The organism is Nostoc sp. DedSLP04, from assembly GCF_034530775.1.
Classification (GTDB): domain Bacteria; phylum Cyanobacteriota; class Cyanobacteriia; order Cyanobacteriales; family Nostocaceae; genus Nostoc.
The window spans coordinates 48,881-75,508 of record NZ_JAVRCL010000015.1 but is presented as its reverse complement, the minus strand read 5'-3'; the positions used below and the strand labels follow the sequence as shown (position 1 = coordinate 75,508).

At 41.6% G+C, this 26,628-nt stretch carries 24 protein-coding genes; 10 read left to right on the top strand and 14 right to left on the bottom strand.

Annotation, left to right across the window (positions count from 1 at the left end; translation table 11 throughout):
- Nucleotides 1-413, top strand: a 413-nt coding sequence (locus RMX89_RS11495; protein WP_322689024.1) for a HEAT repeat domain-containing protein, incomplete at its 5' end; no start/stop codon positions are given.
- Between the two features lie 80 nt (nucleotides 414-493).
- Here the strand turns inward: RMX89_RS11495 and RMX89_RS11490 are convergent.
- The 11 genes from RMX89_RS11490 to RMX89_RS11440 form a co-directional block, all read right to left on the bottom strand.
- Nucleotides 494-2,104 carry an iron uptake porin gene (locus RMX89_RS11490; RefSeq protein ID WP_322689023.1) on the bottom strand — a complete coding sequence of 537 codons (1,611 nt, stop codon included), beginning with the start codon at nucleotides 2,102-2,104 and terminating at the stop codon, nucleotides 494-496.
- A 110-nt stretch (nucleotides 2,105-2,214) separates the two neighbouring features.
- The gene (locus RMX89_RS11485) at nucleotides 2,215-2,475 is read right to left on the bottom strand and encodes a Gfo/Idh/MocA family oxidoreductase (protein WP_322689022.1); all 261 of its coding nucleotides are present in this window, start codon (nucleotides 2,473-2,475) and stop codon (nucleotides 2,215-2,217) included.
- A 464-nt stretch (nucleotides 2,476-2,939) separates the two neighbouring features.
- Nucleotides 2,940-4,340 carry a sugar porter family MFS transporter gene (locus RMX89_RS11480; protein WP_322671914.1) on the bottom strand — a complete coding sequence of 467 codons (1,401 nt, stop codon included), beginning with the start codon at nucleotides 4,338-4,340 and terminating at the stop codon, nucleotides 2,940-2,942.
- 135 nt (nucleotides 4,341-4,475) lie between these two features.
- Nucleotides 4,476-5,474 carry an ABC transporter permease subunit gene (locus tag RMX89_RS11475; RefSeq protein ID WP_322671913.1) on the bottom strand — a complete coding sequence of 333 codons (999 nt, stop codon included), beginning with the start codon at nucleotides 5,472-5,474 and terminating at the stop codon, nucleotides 4,476-4,478.
- On the bottom strand, nucleotides 5,471-7,027 hold the full coding sequence (locus RMX89_RS11470) for a sugar ABC transporter ATP-binding protein (protein ID WP_322689021.1): 1,557 nt from the start codon (nucleotides 7,025-7,027) through the stop codon (nucleotides 5,471-5,473). The genes RMX89_RS11475 and RMX89_RS11470 overlap by 4 nt, the downstream gene beginning before the upstream one ends.
- Before the next feature lie 421 nt (nucleotides 7,028-7,448).
- Nucleotides 7,449-8,504, bottom strand: coding sequence for an ABC transporter substrate-binding protein (locus RMX89_RS11465; RefSeq protein WP_322689020.1), 1,056 nt, complete (start codon nucleotides 8,502-8,504; stop codon nucleotides 7,449-7,451).
- 182 nt (nucleotides 8,505-8,686) lie between these two features.
- Nucleotides 8,687-9,688 carry an ABC transporter substrate-binding protein gene (locus tag RMX89_RS11460; protein ID WP_322689019.1) on the bottom strand — a complete coding sequence of 334 codons (1,002 nt, stop codon included), beginning with the start codon at nucleotides 9,686-9,688 and terminating at the stop codon, nucleotides 8,687-8,689.
- A gap of 786 nt (nucleotides 9,689-10,474) precedes the next feature.
- Entirely contained in the window at nucleotides 10,475-11,371 is an 897-nt protein-coding gene (locus tag RMX89_RS11455) for an inositol oxygenase family protein (protein WP_322689018.1), read from the bottom strand.
- A 121-nt stretch (nucleotides 11,372-11,492) separates the two neighbouring features.
- Nucleotides 11,493-11,732, bottom strand: coding sequence for a hypothetical protein (locus RMX89_RS11450; RefSeq protein WP_322689017.1), 240 nt, complete (start codon nucleotides 11,730-11,732; stop codon nucleotides 11,493-11,495).
- 95 nt (nucleotides 11,733-11,827) lie between these two features.
- A complete protein-coding gene (locus RMX89_RS11445) occupies nucleotides 11,828-12,151 on the bottom strand; it encodes a DUF1815 family protein (RefSeq protein ID WP_322689016.1) in 324 nt (107 codons plus the stop codon).
- A 137-nt stretch (nucleotides 12,152-12,288) separates the two neighbouring features.
- The gene (locus RMX89_RS11440) at nucleotides 12,289-12,774 is read right to left on the bottom strand and encodes a gluconokinase (protein ID WP_322685522.1); all 486 of its coding nucleotides are present in this window, start codon (nucleotides 12,772-12,774) and stop codon (nucleotides 12,289-12,291) included.
- A 205-nt stretch (nucleotides 12,775-12,979) separates the two neighbouring features.
- Here RMX89_RS11440 and RMX89_RS11435 point away from each other — a divergent pair, with 205 nt between their 5' ends.
- From RMX89_RS11435 to tmk, 5 genes are all read left to right on the top strand, one after another.
- Complete coding sequence (locus RMX89_RS11435) at nucleotides 12,980-14,011, top strand: LacI family DNA-binding transcriptional regulator (RefSeq protein ID WP_322689015.1); 1,032 nt, start codon at nucleotides 12,980-12,982, stop codon at nucleotides 14,009-14,011.
- Nucleotides 14,012-14,037: 26 nt separating this feature from the next.
- Entirely contained in the window at nucleotides 14,038-15,465 is a 1,428-nt protein-coding gene (gene uxaC / locus RMX89_RS11430; protein ID WP_322689014.1) for a glucuronate isomerase, read from the top strand.
- Nucleotides 15,466-15,520: 55 nt separating this feature from the next.
- A complete protein-coding gene (locus RMX89_RS11425) occupies nucleotides 15,521-16,357 on the top strand; it encodes an SDR family oxidoreductase (protein WP_322689013.1) in 837 nt (278 codons plus the stop codon).
- Between the two features lie 7 nt (nucleotides 16,358-16,364).
- Complete coding sequence (locus tag RMX89_RS11420) at nucleotides 16,365-17,648, top strand: lactate racemase domain-containing protein (protein ID WP_322689012.1); 1,284 nt, start codon at nucleotides 16,365-16,367, stop codon at nucleotides 17,646-17,648.
- Nucleotides 17,649-17,743: 95 nt separating this feature from the next.
- Nucleotides 17,744-18,397, top strand: coding sequence for a dTMP kinase (tmk, locus tag RMX89_RS11415; RefSeq protein ID WP_322689011.1), 654 nt, complete (start codon nucleotides 17,744-17,746; stop codon nucleotides 18,395-18,397).
- A 164-nt stretch (nucleotides 18,398-18,561) separates the two neighbouring features.
- On the opposite strand, the gene RMX89_RS11410 is transcribed toward tmk, so the two are convergent.
- Nucleotides 18,562-20,097, bottom strand: a complete 1,536-nt coding sequence (locus tag RMX89_RS11410; RefSeq protein ID WP_322689010.1) for a phospholipase D-like domain-containing protein — start codon at nucleotides 20,095-20,097, stop codon at nucleotides 18,562-18,564.
- A gap of 218 nt (nucleotides 20,098-20,315) precedes the next feature.
- Here RMX89_RS11410 and RMX89_RS11405 point away from each other — a divergent pair, with 218 nt between their 5' ends.
- Nucleotides 20,316-21,503 (top strand): cysteine desulfurase family protein, encoded by a 1,188-nt coding sequence (locus RMX89_RS11405; RefSeq protein WP_322689009.1) that lies wholly within the window; start codon nucleotides 20,316-20,318, stop codon nucleotides 21,501-21,503.
- 158 nt (nucleotides 21,504-21,661) lie between these two features.
- Here RMX89_RS11405 and RMX89_RS11400 read toward each other — a convergent pair whose 3' ends face one another.
- Nucleotides 21,662-22,930: a patatin-like phospholipase family protein gene (locus RMX89_RS11400; RefSeq protein WP_322689008.1), complete on the bottom strand. Its 1,269-nt coding sequence runs from the start codon at nucleotides 22,928-22,930 to the stop codon at nucleotides 21,662-21,664.
- Between the two features lie 464 nt (nucleotides 22,931-23,394).
- On the opposite strand from RMX89_RS11400, the gene rbsK reads away from it, so the two are divergent.
- Together rbsK and RMX89_RS11390 are read left to right on the top strand one after the other, a co-directional pair.
- Nucleotides 23,395-24,330 (top strand): ribokinase, encoded by a 936-nt coding sequence (gene rbsK / locus RMX89_RS11395; protein ID WP_322689007.1) that lies wholly within the window; start codon nucleotides 23,395-23,397, stop codon nucleotides 24,328-24,330.
- A gap of 141 nt (nucleotides 24,331-24,471) precedes the next feature.
- The gene (locus RMX89_RS11390) at nucleotides 24,472-25,113 is read left to right on the top strand and encodes a transaldolase family protein (RefSeq protein ID WP_322671896.1); all 642 of its coding nucleotides are present in this window, start codon (nucleotides 24,472-24,474) and stop codon (nucleotides 25,111-25,113) included.
- Between the two features lie 32 nt (nucleotides 25,114-25,145).
- Here RMX89_RS11390 and RMX89_RS11385 read toward each other — a convergent pair whose 3' ends face one another.
- The gene (locus RMX89_RS11385) at nucleotides 25,146-26,039 is read right to left on the bottom strand and encodes a LysR family transcriptional regulator (protein ID WP_322689006.1); all 894 of its coding nucleotides are present in this window, start codon (nucleotides 26,037-26,039) and stop codon (nucleotides 25,146-25,148) included.
- Between the two features lie 302 nt (nucleotides 26,040-26,341).
- Here RMX89_RS11385 and RMX89_RS11380 point away from each other — a divergent pair, with 302 nt between their 5' ends.
- Nucleotides 26,342-26,626 (top strand): hypothetical protein, encoded by a 285-nt coding sequence (locus RMX89_RS11380; protein WP_322685511.1) that lies wholly within the window; start codon nucleotides 26,342-26,344, stop codon nucleotides 26,624-26,626.
- Nucleotides 26,627-26,628 lie beyond the last annotated feature (2 nt).

Here is a 26,628-nt window from a genome sequence, read left to right as displayed (position 1 = left end):
ACGCCTCGCCACAGGTAGTTGAAGCACTGCTGGGTTTACTCAAAGATGAGACTGAGAGTGTGCGTGACTCTGCTGCTGTTGCATTGGGCAAGTTGGGCAACGCCTCGCCACAGGTAGTTGAAGCACTGCTGGGTTTACTCAAAGATGAGACTGAAAGTGTGCGTGACTCTGCTGCTTCTGCATTGGGTAACTTGGGCAACGCCTCGCCACAAGTAGTTGAAGCACTGCTGGGCTTACTCAAAGATGAGACTGATATTGTGCGTAACTCTGCTGCTTCTGCATTGGGCAACTTGGGCAAAAACTCCAGCAATGTTATTGCTACTGTCGCCGAATGGATTTCACAACACCGGGATTCAAAATATGTAGGCGATGGGATTAATGCGCTGTGGAATTTGGTAGTAACAGAAAAATAATTTTTGTTTTTTCATTGTAAATCCCTAAAGAGTACTGAATACTCAGCACTCTGTCGATCAAGCAAACCATTGACATTCAGTTAAAAATCGAAGGTTGTGCGAAGTACACCCACATACTGCGTATCATTTCTGCTGTCGTTTTCCGGGTTGAGAATCACCCAAAAACCAGGAGTGACTGAGATGTTGTCATTTAGTCGATAACGATAAAATGCTTCAATATGATAAGCGTTGTCTCGCTCTTGACGGATATCACTATTAGTGACATGGGGTGGTATACCAAAGAGAATTCCTGGCAGATTGCCTCTACCACCCACATCGGGAAACGACACACCAATCGCCCCAAACCAGGCATTGGCGTTGGCACCATTGTTCACAAATAGAGAATCTGTTCCACCCCTACCATTGGAAATATCACTCAAACCAGAACTCTCGGCATTTGCCCAAATATATCCACCCCAAGCGTGGACTTGAAAATTCGGGGAGAAGCGATAGTACCCCTGTGTGCCGACAATATCGTTGGAAGTAGCAATGTTGTTGCCAAAGGGAGCGTTTGACAAGACGCTACCCGTCCCAGCTGAGAGTTCGATTACTCCAGCAGGGCTATAGCCATGAGAGTAAGCAACACCGATCGCTCCTTGCTTACCATAATAGGCTAAGTGCGCTAAGGCGTTGTAGCTGCCATCAAATAACCCGTTGCTAGGCGATGGCACATTAGAACTGCCTGCTAAATAGCCCAAGGTGAGAACCAAGTCTTTGGTAATGTTCCAGTTAGCGGCTGCACCGCCGCCACCTCGCCGGAATAAGGGACTGTACGATCCAAAAAGTGAGGGAACTCCATTGCCGTCGTCAGCAATTGTGGGGGGAGTGACGGTGGTGGAAATGTCGGTGTAACCAATGCCTACAGGCCCAACAACGAAGTTAAGGGAATCACTGACTGGGAAGTAATAACGGATGTGGGGGACATAAAGTGTCTCGTTGCTGTCATAATCGAAGTTCAGACGTGTCATCCCTGTGCCTGTGGCTGCGGCAATTTGACTGCCAACATTGGACGCAAAGTTACCAAATTCTAGCCGGACTCGCAATAAATCTTTGCCAGTGAAACTGCTTTCAAAGTTGAGACGACCCCGATTTGCAAAGTAGATGCGCGATTCATCATCTTCGCCACCGACTCGATCGCCAAAGGTATCACTAACGGCGGTGATAATTTGAGCATTCAACCTAGTAGTAGTAGAAAACTGCTGCGCCTCCAATGTTGCTGTATGTGCCTCTAAGGTATCTACTCGTCCGCGCAGAGTTATCAGTTCTGCGGCAAAGTCTTGCTGCAACTTTTGCAGCACTGCCAAATCTTGCTTATTAACTAAATCGCTAGTAGCTGTGGCAATTAACTCATTAATCCGATCTAAACAAGCATTTAAACCTGCGGCAAACTCATAACGGGTTAAGGCACGATTCCCGCGATAGGTGGAATTGGGATAACCTGCAATACAACCGTAGCGTTCCACTAACGATTGCAATGCACCAAACGCCCAATCAGTTGGTTGTACATCAGAAAACTGGGAAACAGAAGTGACTTGTCCCTGCAAAGTCCGATTAGCATCTGTTGCATTAGGATCGTCTTCTGGAGGTGCTGCCCAAACTGCTGGAATTGCCAAAAATAAAATAAAAAAGCTAGGAAAAATAGTTTTTAGCATTGATTTATTAATTGAAAATGGTTGAATTATGAGCTTGTAACGAAAGAAATTACCCTCGAATCAAAGTATGAGCTAATCAACATTAAAATTACATATTTTAAGTTGAAGTTTTAGCTCAATTCAAGCAACGTTATGACTTTTTGCTCATTGCTGCTTTTAATAGCTGCTGCTATAATTTTCATTACATTAATTCCGTCTTCGGCGGTAACAGCAATTGGCTGATTACTAACGATAGATTTATATACGGCATCGTAATAACCTAAATAGCTCCCTTGTAAACTTTTGACTTTTTCTCGAATTATTTTTGTATCTTTTTCTGTATGCAGCAAGCCATATTCACTTTCTGGCTCTGCTTTTAAGAAAAGAACCATGAGTGCTATGTATGATATAGGCAGGCGCAGGCTCACGCACAAGGAAACTTGCTTTTAATTTGACGCGCAGTTTGTCGTAATATAGTATCAATTCAAAACAATCATCTATCTGCGATCGCAGCCTGTGATGCGGATGTCTGCAAAAATAGCATCAGGCATTCCAAATAAATGCAAAGCTTGGTCTATTAAGTGCGGCCCTAAATTCCTAAATTGTTTAATGTTCCTGCTCCCGGACTGGGAACTTCTACTACATATTATTCAATTACGTTGTCGTCATCAGTTGTGAATGTTCCATCTAGTACTCCACCACATTAATTTTGAGAAGTTCGTAATGAGTGACTCTAGCCCTAATCTAAGCACTAAAGTGCTGACTACAAACTCCTTTAACCATGCAACCTCACAAACACAGAGGATACAGAGATACAAATTATGAATTACGCACAGAGGTACTAGATGGATACTAATTACATGTCTTCTAACTCAATTCCTTTGGTTTCTTTAATAAAAAAGAGAATGAAAAAGAATGAGGTAGCAGCTGCAATTGTATAGAGTCCATAGGCAGAACCTAGACCGAAATATTGCAGTATAGGAGGAAATGTTGTGGAAATGAGGAAATTGGCAACCCATTGCATAGCAGCAGCAATCGAAAGTGCGGCGGCTCGAATTTTGTTATTAAACATTTCTCCCAACAGCACCCAAACCACTGGCCCCCAAGAGAAACCGAAGCAGAACACATAGAGGTTGGCTGCGACCAGAGCTATAGTCCCGGCGCTTCCGGTAAGATTGGGGTTCCCAGCAGCATCGAGGGGAGCATGACCAAAAAGATAAGCCATCGTCCCCAATGTCAAGGTCATGCCGATTGACCCTATTATCAGTAAGGGCTTGCGACCAAATTTATCCACGAAGGCGATCGCAATCAGTGTTGTAATAATGTTGACGGCTCCTGTAATCACCGTGATTGATAGGGAATCTTTTTCGGAAAAGCCGACAGCACGCCATAAAACGCTGCTGTAGTAGAAGATTACATTAATCCCAACAAATTGCTGTAATACAGATAAGCCTATTCCTATCCAAACAATTGGGAGGAGTCCGCCACTTCTGCTTAAGAGGTCAGAAAATCTGGGTTGGCGTTCGCGAAGCACTGTCTGCCGAATTTCTTCGATTTTTGGCAGTACGTCACCCCCCAAAATCTTGGTCAGAACGTTAACAGCTTCTGATTCTCGTCCTTTGGCAACCAAATAACGAGGGGATTCAGGAATTGTTAAAGCTACCATCCCGTAGAATACTGCTGGTGGAACTGCTGTCCAAAACATCCAGCGCCAAGCTGCAACCCCAAACAAAAACGGCGAGTCTGCTGAACCTGCTGACGTAGCGATAAAGTAGTCGCTCAATAAGGCAACGAAAATTCCCACTACGATCGCTAATTGTTGCAGAGATCCTAACCTTCCCCGCAAATGGGTGGGAGAACATTCGGCAATGTAAGCTGGCGCGATGACGCTAGCAACGCCGATGCCAATCCCACCTAATACTCGCCAAAAAATAAAATCCCAGATAGTGAAGGCAATCCCAGAGCCAATGGCACTGATAGTAAACAATGCCGAAGCAACCACCATTGCGTTGACTCGACCATAACGGTCTGCAATCTGTCCGGCAAAGAAGGCTCCGATGGCAGACCCCAGCAACGCTAGGGATACTGCCAGCCCTGTCACCCAACTACTGGTATTAAAAGCTTTTGCTAAAGATAAAACCGCACCGTTGATTACAGCAGTATCAAAACCGAATAAAAACCCGCCGAGGGCAGCGGCACCAGCAATCAAAATTACATAAAACGTGCTGGCTTTACGACGAGTAGTAGTGGAGGTCATAGTTTATATATTTTTTATTATTGGGGATGGGGCATGGGGCATTGGGCATTGGGCATTGGGCATTGGGCATTGGGAATTGGGAATTAGGAATTAGTTCTTTCCCCTCTGCTCCCTGCCCCCTGCTCCCTTGCTTGTTTACCGTCTAGAACGTCTGCGTAACCGATCGATAGTTACTGCCAAAATAATTACTAGTCCTTTGACGACTAGTTGCCAGAAGTAAGATAGGTTCAACAAGGTTAAACCGTTGTTGAGAATCGCAATAATCAATGCACCTAAAAGGGTGCCACCAATGGTGCCAATACCGCCTGTAAAGCTGGTTCCACCTAGAATAACAGCTGCGATCGCATCTAATTCATAACCCTGACCTATTACGCCACTGGCACTATAAAGACGGCTGGCGCTCATGATTCCTGCTAAACCTGCCAGTAATCCGCTAATACCATAGACGAATAGCAACACCCGATTAACTTTAATCCCTGTTAATCTGGCTGCCCGTTCGTTACCACCCACAGCATATATCTGCACTCCTAAAACAGTTTGCCGCAGGATAAACCAGCTAGCTATCACAGTCAGTAGCGCAATTATCACTAGCCAAGGAATGGGGCCGATATATGTATTACCCACCCAAGCAAAATTTATGTCAGGGTTAATCAGGGTTGTACCTTTGGCAATTAAAAAAGCAACACCCCGCAAGGCTGTAAGTGAACCCAGCGTCACAATAAAAGGTGGCACATCCAAAAAGGTAATGAGCGCACCGTTGAGTAAGCCTAACAGCAATCCTGCAAGTAACGCAGCAGGTACAGCCGCCCAACTTAAAGCCGGTAGTAGCGATACCAGTAATGCAACTACCGCAGAAACAGCTAAGATTGACCCAACTGAAAGATCGATACCGCCAGTGAGAATTACAAAGGTCATTCCTGTCGCTAGCACAATATTGATTGATGCCTGACGCAAGATATTGACGATGTTAGCACCGGTGAGGAAGTTGGGAGAAAGGAATGTAAATAAGATGCAGATAATTACTAAGATTGGCAAAATACCCGCAACTTCCAACAGGGTGCTGATTGATTTCCGGTTGCGAGCTGCGGGATTGTTGGCTGATTTATTGATAGGCGGTCTGACTGTCTGACTCATAATCCTGATACCTCCGATGCTCCAGTTGCGTAGTGCATAATCTTTTCTTGGGTGATTTCTTTGCCAAGACTGCCATCCAGTTCACCTACCAGCTGTCCTTCTCGCATCACTAAGACGCGATCGCTCATGCCGACAATCTCCGCTAGTTCGCTGGAAACCATTAAAATAGCAACACCTTGCGCTGCCAATTCGCTCATAATTCGGTAAATTTCGCTTTTGGCACCAATATCTACGCCGCGTGTCGGTTCATCTAACATCAACACTCTCGGTTTAATAGCTAACCAACGCGCTAACAGTAGCTTCTGCTGATTACCACCAGAAAGATCGAGCGCTCTAATTTCCAAATTGGCTAGGCGGATATTGAAGTTTTCCACCGCATCTGTTGACAGGCGATTCACTGAAGGCCAGTTAACAATTCCACCCTTTGCATCTTGCTTGAGTGTGTTGATAGCAATATTCTTGCGGGCACTCATTTCCAGAAATAAACCTTGGTCTTTGCGGTCTTCTGGAACGTAGCCAATTCCGGCTGCAATGGCATCACTGGGCGTATTAATTTCCAATTTTTTGCCATTCAAAAATACTTCGCCACTACCTTTACGGTCTGCACCAAAAATCAGCCGGGATAGTTCTGTGCGTCCTGCACCTACCAGCCCCGCTAAACCCAGAATTTCTCCAGCATGAAGTTCAAAACTAGCCGGCTCAATCTTCTTGCGGGCGTCGCTCATATTTCTGACTGACAGTACCACCGGCCCAGGATTCATTTGCCGTTGATGTTCGTAAAAGTCTTGCATGGAGCGACCAACCATCATCTGCACCAATCGCTGGGGAGAAATTTCGCTGCGTGTCAGACTGCCAATATATTGACCATCACGCAACACGCTAATCCGGTCAGCTAGGGCATAGATTTCTTCCATGCGATGACTGATGTAAATAATCGCAATACCATCACGCCGCAGTTTGCGAATTACCTCAAATAAATGGTCGCTCTCGCGGTCAGACAATGCTGCTGTTGGTTCATCCATCACCAAAACACGGCTTTTATCCTTCAGCGCCCTAGCAATTTCCACTTGCTGCTGTTCGGCGATGGACAAAGTACCAACTATAGTCTGGGCGGTAAAATTGGCTCCCAGGCTGTCCAGCACTTCTTCTGCTTCTAGTTGCATCGCTTGGCGGTCTAAAAGCTGACCTCGCCGCAACTCGCTACCCATAAACATATTTTCGGTAACGGTTAAATTCGGTGCAACATTCAATTCTTGATAAATGAGATTAATACCCGCTTTGCGTGCTGTCGCCGGATCGGTAATTTTCAAGGGTTGACCATTGATGCGAATTTCTCCTTCATCAGCAATGTAAGCCCCTGCCAGGATTTTCATCAATGTGCTTTTGCCTGCTCCGTTTTCACCCATGAGGGCGTGAACTTCTCCTGGGTAAATCGTCAGATTAACATTTTGGAGCGCAGATACACCATGAAATCGTTTTGTAATCCCTTGCATTTCTAACACTGGGGTGCTAGTTGGTGTATCAGAACGTGAAGTTTCAATATTGGTTGTCATCAGCAAAACCTGTAAAAACTATTTAAAATTCGCGAATCTGAATTAGAAATGAATAAATTCATATTTTATCGATTGCAAAATCATATTTTAAAAGCTGACTATGAGTGGGAAAGAGATATTTTCATCCTTTGTTGTTAACGTTAGTTCAGAGAGATTGTTGGGAAAGTCCAAGTACTATAAATAGACACTCAAACTTTCCACTGATGCACATACATAGCGGTTATCAATTCGGTGCAGCAGAGTTTTAACTTTTTTATAAACCCATCTTTCTATTAAACAAAAGCCAGGAAATAGAAATGAGGTTTGGTATTAATTTAAATGAAAACTGTCGGACATTCTAGGTATATGCAAAAACTTTACAAATGCGCCAAAGGAGTTATATCAAAAGACATAATTTTCAATTGCAAATTCATAATTTTTATTACTCCCAGCCTTTTTCTGTGCTGACGTTATCTTTTGCGATCAACTTAACTGGAATCAGAATGGTTGGATTAGCAGGTTTCTTACCATTTAAAATGTCGTTGCCAACTTGAACTGCTTTTTGGGCCATCCCTCGTGGATTTTGAGTAGCAGTTGCTGCATATAAACCATCTTTATTGGCGATCGCAGTTATTGCTTCTGGCGCACCATCAACTCCTACAATAAAGAAATCTTTACGTTGTGCTTGCTTTGCTGCTAGTTCTGCACCAAGTCCACTCGGATCGTTAATGGCAAAAACAGCATCAATCTTCGGAAAGGTTGTGAGCAAATCAGTCATAACTCTCAGTCCTCCATCCCGGCTACCATCTGCATTCTGGTTTTTAGAGAGGATTTTGATATTGGGATATTTGGATAATACATTTTCGCAGCCACTAACTCGCTGAATTACTGAGTCCACCGGCGGCCCGTTAACTATTACTACATTGCCTTTACCCTTGAGGCGATCGGCAATATATTTGCAACTAACTTCTCCAGCTTGGACATTATTAGTTGTGATGGTGGCATCCACACCTCCCTCTGCACCTGTGTCTACGGCAATAACAATTTCACCTGCTTTTTTTGCTCTTTCAACTATTGGTCTAATTCCACTTTTATCAGCAGCATTTAAAACAATAACATCAGTATTTGCAGCAGTAAAATTTTCAATTTGGTTGGCTTGTTGATTAAGGTCATAAGCACTGGAAGCTATAATAACATTGACATCTTTTCCGCCAATTCTCTTCGCTTCTGCCTCAACTGCTTGTCCCATAACGACGAAGAAAGGGTTACTCAGATCGCCAACAGTGAAGGCAACCGATCGCAACTTTCTATTCCCAGTGGCGGTTTTAGTTTCTGCACTAATATTCGTAGCAGGTTGAGTATCAGTGTTAGTAGCTGTGTTGTCATCGGGAGAACCATTTGTACAGCCGATAAGACTGCCACTGATGATACTTAATAAGCTAGCTGTAATTACGCTTCGCGTAACGCCAGAGGTAAACGCAATCTTTTTCACATTCATATATCTCCTACAAGTCATTCTGACTTACACAAATTTGAAAACGACGTATTAAAAAACAGGGTAAAATGTTCTAATCTTCCTGTATCAAGCCTTTTGTGTGTTTTGTAATTACGAATTACGTTAGCGTAGCGTTAGCGAGTCTTCGTTCGCTTTTAGCGTCTCGTAGAGAGCGTCATTACAAATTACCAGCCTTGATAGCTGCTGAGGTTCTCTCTAGTAACTAACTTGACTGGAATCAGAATCTTAGATGACTCAGGTTTTTTACCCTGAATGATATCGTTGCCAATCTGAACCGCTTTTTCAGCCATCCCTGCGGGATTTTGAGCCGCAGTTGCAGCAAATACACCATCCTTATCTTCCATTGCTTTGGTTGCATCTGGCGATCCGTCAACCCCAACAATAAAAAATTCATTGCGTCTTGCTTGTCTAGCTGCTAAATCTGCACCAACACCGCTTTGATCGTTCGTAGCAAAAACGGCATCAATTTTCGGAAAGGTTGTCAGCAAATCGCTCATGACTCTCAGTCCTCCATCCCTAGTCCCTTCAGCGTTTTGCTCTTTAGAGATGAGTTTAATATTCGGATATTTAGACAATGATTTCTCACAGCCACTCACTCGCTGATTGATTGAGTCCATTGGAGTACCGTTGAGGATGACTACACTACCTTGACCTTTGAGGCGATCGGCAATATATTGGCAAGCAACTTCACCAGCTTGGGTATTGTTGGAACTAATCATCGCATCCACATCTGCATCAACGGCTGAATCTAATGCAATCACAACCCTACCTGCAAGCCTTGCTTGGTCAATAACTGGTTTAACTCCTTTTTTATCAACAGCGCTGAGGATAATTAGGTCAGTATTTGCAGCCGTAAAATTTTCGATTTGATTGGTTTGTTGATTTAGGTCAAAGCCACTGGAAACTGCATTAACTCTGATATTCCCTCCGATTTTTTGGGCTTCTGTTTCGGCCCCCTTCTGCACAGCATTATAGAAAGGATTGCCTAAATCACCCAAAGCTACACCGATTGTTTGCAATTTTCTATTTGAAGTACTAAGACTCTCTGCACTTATATTAGTAGCCTTGTTAGTAGTATTAGTAGCAGTGTTGTCATTATGAGCGCCATTTGTGCAACCAACAACCGCAAAACCTAATATACCAGCTATGAGCGAAATTCTTTTCATATTCATCTATTTCTAACAACTGATTTAAATTTGAGAAAGGCGATCGCAAGATAAACTAAGTCTTAAAAACTTAGACCTAACCTAGCGATACTACTAGCTTTTGCAATTTAAACTCCAAAGGTATTGGATTTGGAAGTAGCTGGAGTTATTGCTATTAGTTTCACAAAACAAAATGGGTTATTTTTAAAGCAGAATTACGAACATTACACTACTTAAAATACTCACATTCTTTTGGTGAAATGACTTTATAGTGCATAGCCTGAAAACAGCTTTTAAGTGAAACTTCCAAAAATTAGTATTATTAAAGTTGTCAATCTTTATTTATTTTGACTTTTTTCATTTTATCCCGATCCAGTGCAAAAATTATTTTTGTTTATCGAACTTTACAAATATAAAAGGTTTTAAATCTCTCGATAGAACCCAAAGTCTTTATTCCAAAGTATTTGGATAAGTTAGGCTATTCAATATTAGGATTGATGTTAAAAACGTTAACATTTCTCAATCAATCTTTTTCAGAAAAGATACTATTAGAGTAGAGAGCTTTTTGATTGTTAGTGCGAAATTTCGGAAAATGTAAACATCCTTTGGTTAGATTTTTAAAATCAACTTTCATCAGCTTGACAAGTGTATTTGTTTGTTATTGCTCTTCTTTCATATGCAGGCAATAAAAGAGTAAACAAGATAATATTTGTAAGCTTGATTAGGGATAAAGAAAGTTTGCATATCAATTCTTACTCTTATTTTATCTCCCCAAAATAGAAGATTACAAATTCTTCTTCTAGCAGTTTAAAACTTTAATGTTATCGGTAAATATTTAGCCACCAAATCTTCATAGTATGGTTTTAATTTCTGCCAATCAGGAGGAATAGGATTTTTGGAATACAAATCGTAGGGATTGAATAAACGTACCCATTTCAACATTTCTCGATCGTGTTTATCCATCAAATGCTCATAGGCATTTTCACGATGTTGAGGATAAAATGAGTGATAGCGAAGCATATACAATGCAGGTTCGGGCAAATAGTTTTTCATCATCTGATAAAAATACTCATCATGACCCCATGACATGTGTACATTACTTAATCCACAGTTAGGCTCGTAAATGCCATATTTAGTGTTGTAATCGGGGTTATTATAATCAGGATTTTCTTTAAAGAATTCTGAGAAAACAATTTTATCAGAAAATGCACAACCTACAGGATAAGTATCGCCTACAGTAGCCCATTGAGGTTCACCAAACAGACAAAGCACTTTCCCCATATCGTGAAAGAAGCCAGTAAGTACCATCCAGTCAGGATGACGATCAGCGCGAATAGCTTCTGATGTTTGCAATAGATGCTGTAACTGATCCATGTCTGTATCAGGATCGGAATCATCAACCAACTGATTTAAAAATTCGACCGCATCCCAAACAGACATTTCTTTTTTATCAAACTTCAAAAATTCTTTTTCTTTTTGAAGCACAAAATTATATGTTTGATTAATATGATTTAACCGATAAAACTCTTTTACCGTATATCTAATAGTAGTTTCGTAATTCCTGTACTCTTCGGTGGTTTTACCTTCTTTAACGATGTTATCTGGATCGGGATAGCGATTAAGTAAGTCTTCTTCCCATTCTTCTAGCGAACGTAAGGGATTGTTTTGAAGTTGAGCAATGGCATTATTTAGAGTTTGAGACATATCTTCCTAGTTGCCGATATTGTATTTGTTAAATCTTATTTTCGCACTCTATTATGCACAGGTGTGCAAAACCTGTATTAGACTTATTTATTATTTTTGCACACGTGTGCAAAAATAGGTGTTAAGTTTCATTTCGTCTTTGCATACTTGTGCATAACTTATTTCTTTCAGTGTTTTGTCCAATCTGCTTGGACTGGAGTAAAGACAAAGCACTGATGCGATCGCTAACTGTCATTTCAGTAGCGACAACCTTGTACCACAGCACCCGATCGCTACGCCTTAGAGACGTACAGTTGTACGCCTCTATAGCTGATTTTTGTGTTGGATAGATTTTTGAAAAGGCTTGTGTACGCGTGTACACAAGCCTTTGATTATATATAAGTTTCTCTTTTGTTTTACACACGCGTGCAAAACCTCTGTTAATTTTTTGTCGAACTCAGCCAAAAGAGTCGTTAACTATTTTATTAATTGTATGGCAGTGGAATCCTTGACAATATTAGCCAACTCTTGTAGCTGGTTTATCGCTTCTGCACCCTCCAACTTCATTAATTCGCGATCGTCCCACAATTCCATCCAAGTAATTCCGTAATCAGACACTAAAAACCGAATCAGGTGCTTTTCTTTCAGGCTAACCATAAATGAAGCACTGTTCATTTGCTCGCCGCATGTATAACAAGACGCAGTATAGCCATGCCGCTCAAGTATAATTGTCAAGGCTTGCAGGTTCATTACCAAGTCTTGGACGAACTCCTGATGCTGTTGCGCTAATCTTATAAACACTACTTTTCTCCTACCATTACAGTTATCTGCTTGCTTTTATATTTTTTTAGACTTACATCTGATGTGATTTAGTTGCCAAAAATTCGTGTTTTCCTAGATACGTGATTAATCTTAATATTACGGTTGTCACCACTCAGCTAAATTTCTAAAGCAGTTCTAATGTTTTGGACAATTATCTGGGGTGGCTGTGCAACATCCATAGATAGAGTATCTACTGGTTCTTCAAGTGTATAAAACTGACTATTGAGTAGTTTTTCACTCATGTAATGATTGCTACGCTTTTTTAACCGCATTTGAATCAACTCGTAAGACCCTTTGAGGTAAACTAACTTGATGCGATCGCTATCCACTACCAAAAATTGCCGATAGCTATTTTTTAAAGCCGAACACGCCAGCACTACATTTTTATTTTCTTGCAACCAATGCTTGATGGCTGTTTGCAAATCTTGTAACCAAGGTATTCTGTCCTCTTCACTCAGAGGGATACCGCGCCGCATTTTCTCAACATTTTCTGGCGAGTGGAAAGTATCAGCGTCGCTAAATTCCCATTCTAAGGAGTTTGCTAGTAGTTTTCCGATGGTGGTTTTTCCCGAACCAGATACACCCATGACGATAATAATCATTTTTTTCTTAATAAAAGTTCAACTAATTCGGAATTTGTAATTTGTAACTTGTAGTTGTAATCATTGACGGAGGTGAGAGTGAGGATTTTTAACTCCTTGCCACGCAAAATGTGAGTTGTATTCAAATCTCTTGACAAATGACGATTATTTTCTATAATACATACAAATGCACACGTGTGCAATATTTAAAACCTAAAATAAAATAATGAATAAACGAAGAATTTCAATTGAAGATATTGCCCGCAGAGCAGGGGTTTCTCATTCTACAGTTTCACGCGCTTTGCGAGATAATGCTCTCATTAGCCCGAAAGTGCGAGAAGAAATTAAGCGACTGGCAGAGGAGATGAGTTATGTGCCAAATGCTATTGCTCAAAGCTTGCAAAATAAACGTACTAATACTATTGGTGTAGTAGTAACTTCAATTTCAGATCCCTTTTACGCTGAGGTGGTAGAGGGAATCGAGAAGATAGCCAAACCAGCAGGTTTGAGTGTTTTGTTGAGTGCTTCACACCGAGATTTTGAGGAGGAAATGGCAGCTATTGATACTTTTCATCGCCGCAGGGTAGACGGGATTTTAATAGCTGACTCGCGAATTAGTAAACAGCATACTAAACAACTCACACAAATTGCTGTACCAACAGTTCTAATTAATAGTCAAACTGAAGACCAATCAGAAATATTTCATTCAGTTGCAATAGACGATCGCTTAGGTGCTAAATTAGCGACAGAGCATCTAATTAGTTTAGGACACACCGCTATTGGTTATTTGGGTGTAGGCGATCGCAGCAGATCGAACCAGCAGCGCCTAGCAGGATATCAAATGGCCCTTGCAGAAGCTGGTATCCCACAAAATACTGATTGGGTTTCAATTAGTGATGAATATAATACCAGAACCAGCGACGTAAACACCGGACAAAATATGCTATCTAAACTATTGGCTGCGGAAGTTACAGGCATATTTTGTTACAACGATATGGTAGCAATTGGCGCTCTGTTAGCTTGCCAAGAATTAGGTATTTTAGTACCGCGAAATTTAAGCCTCGTCGGATTTGATGGTATTGCTTTGGGTTGTTACGTTACGCCAGCGCTCACCACAATTAGTCAGCCCATGTTAGAAATTGGTGGCATAGCTATGCAAATGTTACTCGATTTAATAGAAGAAAAAACTGTGGAAAACCGCGTTTTATCTCCTTTTCTATTAAAACGTGGTAGCAGTGCAGCATTATTAACAATTTAAAATTTAAAACATTTTATACAAAAATTATGTTAACTAAAAAACTGGGTTTATCTGCCGATCGCTGCTTTTCTCCTGAACCAGTTCAAAGACGATTAGCTCATCAATTTTTTGATAGCATATCTGCGTTACCTCTAGTTTGCCCACACGGACACGTAGATCCAGCTTTGTTAGCTAATCCCGCAGCCCGTTTTGGTTCGCCCACGGAATTACTGATTATCCCTGACCACTACCTTTTGCGGATGCTTTATAGTCGGGGCGTATCTCTGCAAGCTTTGGGCATACCAAGTAATGATGGTTCGCCAGTAGAAACCGACCACCGTAAAATCTGGCAATTGTTCGCCGACCATTTTTATTTATTTCAAGGTACTCCATCAGGGTTGTGGCTGAAAGAGGAACTAACTAACGTCTTTGGGGTGGATGAACCTTTAAATTCTCGCAATGCTGGACGTATCTATGATTATCTGGAAGGTTTGTTAGCCTCACCGGAGTTTTCCCCGCGTGCTTTATTCAAACGCTTTAACATTGAAGTGCTTTGTACTACCGATGCCGCCAGTGATAACCTAGAGAATCAGCGATCGCTCCACGAAGAAGGTTTTACTCAAATTAGACCAACTTTTCGCCCTGATGCAGTAGTTAAGCTGGATGCTCCTGGTTGGCGCGAAAATCTTTCCAAGTTGGAAAGTACTATTGGTAGAGAAATTAATACTTATGCCAATTTTGTAGAAGCTTTAGAAGAACGTCGAGCTTTCTTTAAAAAAATGGGTGCGACAGCTACCGATCAAGGTGCAGCTACACCTTATACCACACGCCTTTCTGACCAAGAAGCTGAAGCTATCTTTGCGAGAGCATTAGCCAGTAAGCTGAATTTAGGTGATGTAGAACATTTTACCGGTCATATCTTCATGGAAATGGCGCGGATGAGTGTGGAAGATGGGTTAGTGATGCAAATGCATTGTGGTGTGATGCGTAATCATAACCCAGCTTTATTTGAGAAATTTGGCGCTGATAAAGGTGCTGATATTCCCGTAAAAATCGAATGGACTCACAATCTACGCCCATTGTTATCAGCTTACGGTAGCGATCGCCGCTTCCATTTAATCATTTTTGGCATGGATGAAAGCACTTATAGCCGCGAGATGGCTCCGTTAGCTGGTCATTATCCCAGTGTATTGCTCGGCCCGCCTTGGTGGTTTCACGACAGCGTAAATGGTATGGAGCGTTATTTCAATCAGGTAATGGAAACTGCGGGAATTTATAATACTGCTGGATTTAATGATGATACGCGGGCTTTTGTTTCGATTCCGGCTCGTCACAATGTTTGGCGGCGGGTAGCTTGTAATTGGTTGGCTGGATTGGTCGCACGGGGATTGGTTGAGGAAGAGGAAGGGTATGGTATGGCTCGTGCTTTGGCTTATGACCTCGCTAAGGTTGCTTATAAGTTTGAGGGGAGTTGAAACGCAAAGGGGCGCGAAGGGAAGCGCAGAGGTACGCAGAGAGGGGGAATGGGTGATGGCTGAGTTGATTTTAAGTAAACTTTTTAGTTTGAAGGAGCGGGTGGCGGTAGTTACTGGTGGTTCTGGTGTGCTTGGTGGGGCTATGGCAAAGGGTTTGGCTTTAGCGGGAGCGCGAGTGGTGGTTTTGGGCCGCAATGAAGTTAGGGCGGGGGCGGTGGTGGCTGAGATTACTGCTAATGGTGGAGAAAGTATGGCTGCGATCGCAGATGTTAGCGATCGCTCTCAATTAGAAATCGCTAGGGATGTTATTATACAGAGTTGGGGTGAAATAGATATCTTGGTAAATATGGCTGGCGGTAATATTCCGGCTGCCACAATTACTGCTGATGCGACTATTTTTGATATGCCTCGCGTTGCCTTTGAGGAAGTAGTTAGTCTCAATTTAGTTGGCACTCTACTACCTTGTCAGGTTTTTGGTCAAGCAATGGTGGAAAGAAGTCAGCCCCACGGTTGCATTGTGAATATTTCTTCTATGTCTGCTATTCGAGCGATTAGCCGGGTGGTTGGTTACTCAGCGGCGAAAGCAGGGATAGATAACTTTACTCGCTGGCTAGCTGTAGAACTCGCCCAAAAATATGGTGATGGAATGCGAGTAAATGCGATCGCACCAGGTTTTTTTATTGGCGAACAAAATCGAGATTTACTTCTAAATGCAGATGGCAGTTTGACCGAACGCGGGCAAAAAATTATTGACCATACCCCCGCCGGACGTTTCGGAAAACCAGATGAATTACTCAGTACCTTAATCTGGTTATGTAGTTCTGGTTCTAGTTTTGTTAACGGGGTAGTTGTGCCGGTAGATGGTGGATTTAGTATCTACAGTGGAGTTTAATAATGTCATGTATTCACTGGCTATAAATAACGGAACACTTTCAGATGAGCAAGTTTCCGGGCTAGTTCATCAAGCTTTAGCAGACCCTAAGTTGGATGGACAGCGCATTTTGGTGTTAATTCCAGATAGTACGCGCACTGCTCCCATCCCTCAAATGTTTCGATTATTTCATCAGGAGCTGAGTCAAAGAGTAGCGGCTCTGGATTTTTTAATTGCTCTGGGTACACATAATCCTATGAGTGAAGAACAAATCAATAACTTGGTGGGAGTGACACCGGAGGAGCGAGAGACAACTTTAAAAAAAATTCGTATCTTTAACCACCTTTGGAATGAGCCAGATACCTTTATTTCTTGTGGAGAAATTTCGGCAGACGAGATAGCAGAAATTAGTGGTGGAATGCTACATCAGTCAGTTGATGTGCGTATTAATAAGCTTATCACAGAATACGATTTAATCGCGATCTGCGGCCCAGTTTTCCCTCATGAAGTTGTCGGTTTCTCTGGTGGAAATAAATATTTTTTCCCTGGTATTGGTGGTCAAGAAGTAATTAATCTCTCCCACTGGTTAGGTGCTTTAATTACTTGTTACGAAATTATTGGTACGCTGGGAATAACACCAGTCCGGCGTTTGATTAACCGAGCCGCTAACCTGATTTCTACCCCGAAACTTTGTTTTGCGATGGTGGTCGCACCGAAAACAAATCAGCTAGCTGGACTTTACATAGATCGACCAGAATCAGCTTGGGAAGCTGCTGCAAAACTATCAGCTAAATTGCATATTAAATATATAAATCGGCCTTTTAAACAAGTGCTTTCAGTCATGCCCCAAATGTATGATGACATTTGGACAGCAGCAAAAGGAATGTACAAGCTAGAGCCAGTAGTAGCTGACGGAGGTGAAGTAATTATATATGCGCCTCATATTACCGAGTTTAGCTATACACACGGCGAAATTCTCTCCCAAATTGGCTATCATGTGCGGGATTACTTTCTCAAACAGTGGGATAAATTCCAAGAGTATCCTGCTGGAGTTCTGGCCCATAGTACTCACTTAAGAGGGATGGGTACTTTCGATCCGATAAAAGGAGAACAAGCGCGGATTCGCGTGACTTTAGCTACTGGCATTTCTGCTGAACGCTGTGCTGCTCATAACTTAAATTATCGCGATCCGGCGACTATTCAACCCACTGAATGGGCTAACCGAGAAGATGAAGGTATCTTGCTTGTGCCGAAAGCTGGCGAGATACTGTACCGTCTAAGTGACAGTAATTTTCAGGAAACTAAATCGTAGACTGCGATCGCAATTGCAAGTTAATTTTACACTTCGCGCTATTCTTGATCTGATGAAACGTCAGCGAATCAGTTTATAGCAGCGAACAAAAAAGCATGGGTGGGAAATTAATTGTATTTGAAGGGGTAGAAGGCTGTGGCAAAACCAGCCAAATCCAGCTTTGTTCTGAGTGGTTGGAAAGTCTAGGTGTTTCTATGGTGGTAACTCGCGAACCAGGGGGAACAGAGTTAGGTTTACATCTTCGTCGCTTGCTACTAGAAAAGTCAGAAGATAAACCCTTTGGCTCCGCTCAGGGCAAGCCAGTTGCAGAAGTGACAGAACTATTGTTGTATGCTGCCGATCGATCGCAACACGTTGAACAAGAACTTAAACCAAATCTCGCAGCTGGAAAATATATTTTATGCGATCGCTACACTGACTCTACCATTGCCTACCAAGGATATGGTCGCGGTCTGAACATGAGTTTAATCAATCAGCTTAATAATATTGCTACTGGTGGTTTAGAAAGCGATCTAACTATTTGGCTAGATGTCGATGTCGAGGTTGGACTGTCCCGCAAACTCTCAGATAAATTAGGACTAGACCGCATTGAACAAGAGACAATCGCTTTTCATCGCCGCGTTCAGCAAGGATACGCACATCTAGCAGCATCCCATCCCTCACGAATTGTTCGGGTAGATGGCAGTTTGAGTAAAGAAGCTGTACGACAAGTAATTCAAGAAATTTTACGTGCACACCTGCACCTGTAGGAGACTTCCAGTGAAAAAAACATCGCTTTGCGAACGTAGGGGCGCATAGCTGTCATTAGCGTCTCCAATCCTCTGGGAAATTAGCTTTCAGCTTCTGTTAAGAAAAATGTGACTAATGGATAGCCTTCACAAGGGGAGGTTGGCGAGGGGTGATTCAAGGATTTTTACAAGAGGTCTATTCGCTGTGCTAATTTTTGACCCACACCAGGAAGAGTTGCTAATTCTGCTAAACTTGCGGTGTTGAGATTTACTTTTTGAATCGCTTGTAGCTCAGTTGATGAAAAAGTTTTTATCTGGGGACATCGTGTTTGTTCTAATTTAATTTTTTGTTGAATTGTTGGTGGTAAGCCTGGTTTTACTTTGGCATAAAGACGAGCAAATTCTCGCACATAATGGGCAGCAACTATCGGATTTTCAATCACTACAAGCGTCTCATCGTTACCATTATTGGCCGCATCTGACCAATTATGAGAACCTGTAATTACAGTTTGACTATCAATAACAGCAAATTTGTGATGCAATAAATCGCCTTTGGGTAATACAGGTACACCTACGGTAGTAATTGGATTTGACCAAGGATGATTGTCAACTTCATATTTACATTTGTTACTCAGAGCAACCCCCATCATATCTAAGGCTTCGCTGTAAGGACGGTAGGCAAATTGTGGTTCAATTAAAGCGCGAATTTGCACGCTTTGTTGATGGCGTTTTTCTAAAATATTAGCAAGAGGCTGTTCGGAAAAGACAAATAACGCCATGTCAATAGACTTGGTTGCTGAATCTAAAGTTTTACCAATTAAACCATTACTACTGTTACTCCAAAGTTGAGTTGGAGAAGTAGGCGAAAATTGCACAGTAATTTTGGTATTACCTAAAATTATTTGTTTAGGTAAACGCATCGGTTTTTTCAAACCAAATTGACTATCCGGCTGACCTCCCGGCCCGTCTCCCCACATAACATTAAACTCTTCTGTAAATAAAGATGCTAATTCTGGGCTGTCAATCTGCAACAAATTATTGGCATTGCCTAAACTGCTAGAATTTGTAAAATCACCCGAAGTATCACTTAATGTAAAATTAGCTGAAGTGATAATTACGAGGCGATTGTCCACAATCACAAATTTATGATGCATTAAGCTGCTACCCGCTGAACCATCAGCTCGATCGTCTAGCCAGGGAATTTGGGCATTCTGCAAAATTATCAAAGCATCTCTTTGATTGATTTCGGCTAGACTGAGTTGATTATCTTGGTTAAGATCGATAAATTTGCGAAATTCGTTGTAGCGTTCTTGTTCTCTTTTATCTAACTTACCTACTTCAGCAGATGTTAAGCTACTCCAAGGTCGGCTATAGGTATTTTCTAAAATTATCCTGACTTTTATCCCAGCTTTTTGTCTATCAACCAGTGCTTGGGCAACTTTGGGTAAACGTAATTCTTGCACCGCTACATCTACTGTAGATTTAGCTTGTGTAATAGCATCGACAATCTGTTTTTCTAAATCATCCCCCAGACGAGTTTGCTGACGGTAAGCTTCTTGGTATTCTGAAGACTCAGAATGATTAAAGTAAGCTTGAATTAACGGGTCTTGTGGTAAAGGTGCTGGACGCTGATTATAGGACTGGACTCGTTGACAACCAGCGAGGGAGAATATCAGTAAAAAGATATATAAAAAATATCTTTGTCTAGAGATAAGTTGCACTGTAATCTGTTAAAAGTGGATTGGGAGTGGATATATTTATCATTCCCAAAATTTTGTACTCTGAATTAAATAGAGAAATAAGTTTCCAAGTAAAGAGAAAAATCGACTGCTAGATGTAAAATTACAGATATTTTTTTCAGGATTTGTCCACTAAAACTGTATATGCTAACAAGATCGACAGTCTATCACTAACGTGTGTTCTCACTATTAGCGGTTATATGCAAATTTATCTAGATTACAGCGCCACTACTCCGACTCGAAAAGAAGCGATCGCAGTTATGCAAACAGTCCTCACTCAACAGTGGGGCAATCCTTCCAGCTTACATGAGTGGGGACAACGGGCGGCAATGGTTGTAGAACAAGCCAGAGTCCAAGTTGCTGGTTTAATTAACGCCGCCACTCCTGAATCGATCGTTTTTACTTCTGGTGGCACTGAGGCAAATAATCTTGCAATTATGGGTGTAGCTCGGTTGTATGCTGTACCTCAACATATAATTATCTCCAGTGTTGAGCATTCCGCAATTTCTGAAACAGTGCAGTTGCTAGAAATGTCGGGTTGGGAAGTTACGCGCTTGTCTGTAAATGTTAAAGGCAGAGTCAACCCCTTGGATTTAAAGGCGGCGTTGCGACACAACACAGCCTTAGTTTCCATAATTTACGGTCAAAGTGAAGTTGGGACTGTGCAACCAATTGAGGAACTGGGTAAAATTGTGCGCTTGCATGGTGCTTTGTTCCATACAGATGCAGTGCAAGTTGCGGGACGCTTACCTATAGATGTGCAACAACTACCTGTAGACTTACTTAGCCTTTCTAGTCATAAAATCTATGGGCCGCAAGGTGTAGGGGCGTTGTATGTGCGTCCTGGTGTGGAATTGATGCCTTTACTAGGTGGTGGTGGACAAGAAATGGGACTGCGTTCTGGTACGCAAGCAGTACCGATAATTGCCGGATTTGGTATAGCAGCAGAATTAGCAGCCGAAGAATTAGCTACAGAAACACCACGATTAATTGAGTTACGCGATCGCGCTTTTGCCCAATTAGCTGAAATTCCTGGTTTAATCCCTACAGGGGATGTTTGCGATCGTTTACCTCACCATGTGAGTATGTGCCTAGAATACGCCGACGGGGAAAAACTTAGCGGTAAAACCTTGGTACGACAGCTAAACCTTGCTGGCATCGGCATCAGTGCTGGTGCTGCTTGTCATAGTGGTAAACTTAGTCCTAGTCCGATATTGTTAGCGATGGGTTATTCCGAAAAAGCGGCTTTGGGGGGAATTCGCATCACATTGGGGTGTGAGACGACGCAAGCTGATATAGATTGGACGGTGATGGTGTTGAAGCAAGTTTTGCAAAGGCTAACACCAGTTTTTAGTGCGCAAACTAAGTATATTTCAAAAATAAAATAGGAGTCCGATAACAGTGAGCCAACTGTTGCTGCGATCGTCTAATAACAAATTTTGTTTGTATAACAATCCGATTTAATTTGCGAGAATTGTAAGCCACAGATATCTGACTTGTTTTAGAAGTCAGATATCTAGTTTCTTACAAATAATTCAGCATTGTATCAGACTGATAAAGCCTCTGTCTGATTCGTAGTTGCCTGGGTAATAGGATTGACTTTTATAAATTGTTCGATTGCATCTTTTACTTTCGGCCCTTTACCATACACTCTAGAATCATAAATCAAACCAATATCAATGAAAGCTTGAGCCGCAGCGATCAAAGTTTTAATATTTTTATTGCTGGAATCATCCATCTCTTCATTTACACGGATATTCTGAACTATGCAATCATCATTGTATTCTTTGAGGTTTGTATTTACAGCTTGAACTAAATACTGATTTTTCCTTAGATATTTTTTTTCTATGAGAGTACGAGTCATTTTATAATCTTCATTTGCTAAGGGTTTATATCTCTCATTTAAATCAAAATCCAATCGAAGGTAGTGCCCTGACTCGAAACCTCCAAGGATGTTTTGACAAATCGTACTATTTATTTCACCTGTTGGTTCCATGAACACATCCACAAGCCGCTCTACCCAGTTTAACGTGTGCCATTTTTTTATTTGTTCATATTCAAATGGGTTGGCGCTTTTACCCGTACCGATAGAGAGTACAGAAATATCCTCTAGTTTGAGATTTTCTAAATTATATTTTTTCTTATCCTCTGTTGATAGCTTAGGAGAACGACTCACTTTTAAAGCTTGACTAATTGCTGCCAAGGATGGATTATTAGCACAAACTCCGCCATCAATATGAGGGAATGACCATTTACCAAATTTGTCTTCGTCAGATGCTTTTAACTCGCGTGGTGGGAAGAAAGTTGGCGCTGATGCTGAACTAATACATATATCTTTGAGTGGAATTCCATCGTACCAGCGAGCGCCCAAATCAGGATGTAAATTGGTGAAAAAAGTTGTGTTGCGATAACGCATATCATAGGCGAGAATCAACAATATAGTGTTGGTAATCTCGCCAATTTTAGTTTTACCCAAAGCAGATTCATCTTCCAGGGCTTTTTCTAATCCATCATGAGAATATTTGGGTGAAAATATATTTTTGACAAATCGCCAGGGTTTTTCAAAATTCCTTGGCTGCGGGAAGATTTGCTCAGCTTTTGTTTCATATAGTTTCAGCAGTTGAGTGGTATTTAAGCCTTTCGCCAGTCCCGCAGCAATAATCGAACCAGTAGAAGTACCGGTAATCATGTCAAAATATTGGTGTAACTCTAAGCCGTAAGTTGCTTGGATTCGACTTTCAACCTCTTTGAGCATTTGTACCGAAACTACACCACGAATTCCACCACCATCTAAACTGAGAATTTTAAATGTCATAACCTACTCCTAACAAGACAACCATTAAAACGATGGTTATATGGTTCCCAGTTATTGGTGAAAAATTTCACGGCGTGTCGGAAAAGAGAAGCAAGTGTCCGTAGCAATACTTTTCGATTAAAGGGGAAAGGAGAAAGGGAAAAGGTTTAAATTTACCTTTCTCTTAAACCAAAAAAGAGATTGTTGGGATTATCCGAAAAGTATTGTGTCCGTAGAGTTTACGCTTTTACCACAATGATTTTGCCTTTCTACAAAAAAAATCATACATATAATTAGCAACATCACCAAAAGGGTTAAAGGAGTTTATCAATTAAGTACTGTACAACTAACCATGATGTAAATTATGAGAATTGGTCATTTCGAGCGTTTCACATAACCCTAATTTACTTACATATTTGCGTAGGCGTAGCCCTTCAGACATCGCATCCTGTAATATCAATCAAAATAACTTTAAGAGCAGCATCATGAGTATTATCGTTTTCGGCAGCATAAATATAGACTTGGTAGCAACAACACCCCGGTTGCCAGTCGCAGGAGAAACGTTACTAGGAGAAGAATTTTTTAAAGTTTCGGGAGGGAAAGGAGCCAATCAAGCCGTAGCATTAGCAAAATTGGGCATTCCTACCCAGATTGTGGGGCGTGTAGGTGCAGATGATTTTGGTAAGGAACTTGTTAACAATTTGCAAACATCTGGTGTGCAGACTGATAACATTTTTGTGGATGAAACTGTTAGTTCTGGAGTCGCTATTATCACCGTGAGTCAGACTGGTGAAAATCAAATTGTCGTCATTCCAGGTGCAAATGGGCGTGTCAATCAAGAAGATGTAGAGCGATTATTCCACTTATTACCAGCAGCTACAGCACTACTTTTACAACTAGAAATTCCGATTACTGCCGTGATTGCTGCTGCTAAAGCTGCAAAAGGTGCAAACATAAAAGTGATTTTTGACCCCGCACCCGCACAATCTAATTTACCAGATGAATTGTATCCATTGGTAGACATTATTACACCGAATGAAGTTGAAGCAGCGCAATTGGTAGGTTTTCCTGTGAATGGTGAGGAACAAGCCGCTAAAGCAGCTGCGGTTTTATTGCAACGGGGTGTGAAATGTGCGATCGTCAAACTGGGTGCTAAAGGTGTTTTTTGTGCCACTGCTGAAGAAAAGTTTTTTGTACCTGCGTTTTCAGTTCATGCAGTTGACACAGTAGCCGCAGGCGATGCTTTTAATGGTGGTTTAGCGGCGGCACTTTTTGAAGGACTTTCCTTACATCAAGCAGTTGTTTGGGGTGCAGCAGCAGGTGCTTTGACAGCGACAAAACCAGGCGCACAAACTTCGCTACCGGGTAGGTTGACATTTGATGCATTTCTTAAGGAAAAGGGAATGGGTAGTAGTTTTTAAGGGTAGGTATTTAAAAAAGTATAGAATAAACAGGTAAAATGCTTATCTGATAGGGATTGGCAGAAATATCAGTGCAAAGCTTCTGAACGATGTAGGGTGTATAGCAGGAGAAATGCAGGTAGGAAAAGGGAGGAATTAAGTATGGCACTATATCTAGACTCCGCGATCGCATCGGAAGCTGAAGTTGTTAAGCTTTGGGGATGGGTAAAAGGTATTACAACAAATCCCACTTTGTTATCTCAAAGCGATACTCCACCAGAAACCACACTCAAAAAACTGGTTGCCTTGACAAATGGGCCGTTATACTATCAACTTATGGCATCTGATAAAGCTGGGATGCTAGCTGAAGGTAGAAAGGCTTTCGAGATTATTGGTTCGCAAACAATTTTAAAGATTCCCGCAACACCGTTAGGGTTTGAAGTAGTGGCGAGTCTATCACCAGAAATTATCTGTTCGGTGACAGCGATTTATAGTGCAGCACAGGCAGCAGTAGCACGGGAAGCAGGAGCTAAAATTGCCATAGCTTATGTAAATCGAGCTACCCGATTGTTAGGTGATGGTATTGCCTTAGTGCGGGATATGGCTAGCGTACTCAAAGGTAGTGATACGGAAATCTTGGCAGCTAGTATCAAATCTCCTGAAGAAGCAGCCGCATCGTTGCAAGCTGGTGCGGATCATTTAACTTTACCATTGGCAATGTTGCAGGCGATCGCAACTCATGAATTCTCCCAAAAAACCGTTGAAGAATTCGCTAAAGGAGGCATCGGTTTAAGTAATTCGTAATTCGTAATTCGTAATTCGTAATTTGTATGCGTTCAATAAGTGAATTTAGCTAAACTATAAAAATCAAATTTACTCAACATTTCTAAAAAGGTGAATACCGCAGGTATTTGCAGAGCATTAGATAAAGTTGCAGTTGCAATAACTCTTTCGAGGGGTGCAGGTAAACTGTATACTTGCACCTTTGGGGGAATGGGTACAGCTGCTAAACGAGGCATAATAGCTGCTCTCAGTCCTTGATTCACCATACTAACAACTGTGGAATCTTCTTGAATGTCGGTAGCAGTATTGATTGGAATTGCGAAAGTCTTTAGGTGGTTGTGAAGAATACGTCCGCAAGGTGTACAAGGAAGCAAAACCGGCGGATAGGCTGCTATGTCTTCCCAAGTAATTTGCGGACTGCTAATTTTGCTATCTGGTGGTAGTAAAGCTACATACTCATCCCGAAAAATTTCCCAGGTTTCAAATTCTTCACCAGTTGGCAGACAGGTAATACCAATATCGGCACGTCCATCATGCAAACACTGCTCTACATCCGTAAAAGCAGCACACTCTATGATTGTGACAGCAATTTCTGGGAATTGATTGTGAAATTGAGCGATCGCTTTTGGTAATAAATGAGTAGCAACGCTCCGAAAAGCCGCAATTCGCACATGACCACCGTGTAAACCTTTATGCAGGTTTGCTTCGTGTTGCATCATCTCTAGATGCTGCATTGCTTGACGCGCATGATACAAAATGCGCTCTCCAGCAGGTGTTAGCACAGCACCGTGACGACCTCTAGCAAATAATGGCACACCTAATTCTTCTTCTAGGGTGGCGATCGCATGACTAATTGCAGGTTGGGAAAGCTGCAATTCTAAGGCTGCCTCACTAAAGTTACCACGATCTGCTACTGCAACTATGGCTCGGAGTTGAGAGAGTTTCATAGGCAATTGATCGGAACAAGGGTATACACATCCTGACTTTATTGTGGCAAAAAGGTTGTATTAGGAACTTCCAAATAAAAAAATATATAACTTTTATTGTGGGGTGGGCGTCTCGCCCGCCCAGTTCATAGGGCGGACAAGATGTCCACCCCACAAGAGCGGATAATTTATTTCTTGGTAATCCCTTAATGATTTCTCATATCTATAAATGGAATTTATAGAACCTATGCAAGCCATGATTTGATTCCTAACTGAGATGTTGTTACTGTTTTATTTACTGAGAAACTTTCAGGAATAATTTTATGAACAATAACATTAAGTGTTTACAAAAAGAAGATATAGAAATCAATTGTAGTCCGTCATTCCAGAAAAAAACCAACTCAAACTTCTGGAAATCTCTGCATCTGATTTGGGAGAATTTTGTCAAAAAACTCCTAGCCGATCGTAATGAATTACAAGTTTGGCAAAAGGTTGACCGCCACGGTAATATCTATTGGCAAGCTTACGACCCTGTAACCGGAAAATCTTTCTCTTCAGGTTCGGAAACTGATGTGTCTATGTGGATTGAACAACTTTATCGGTATTAAAA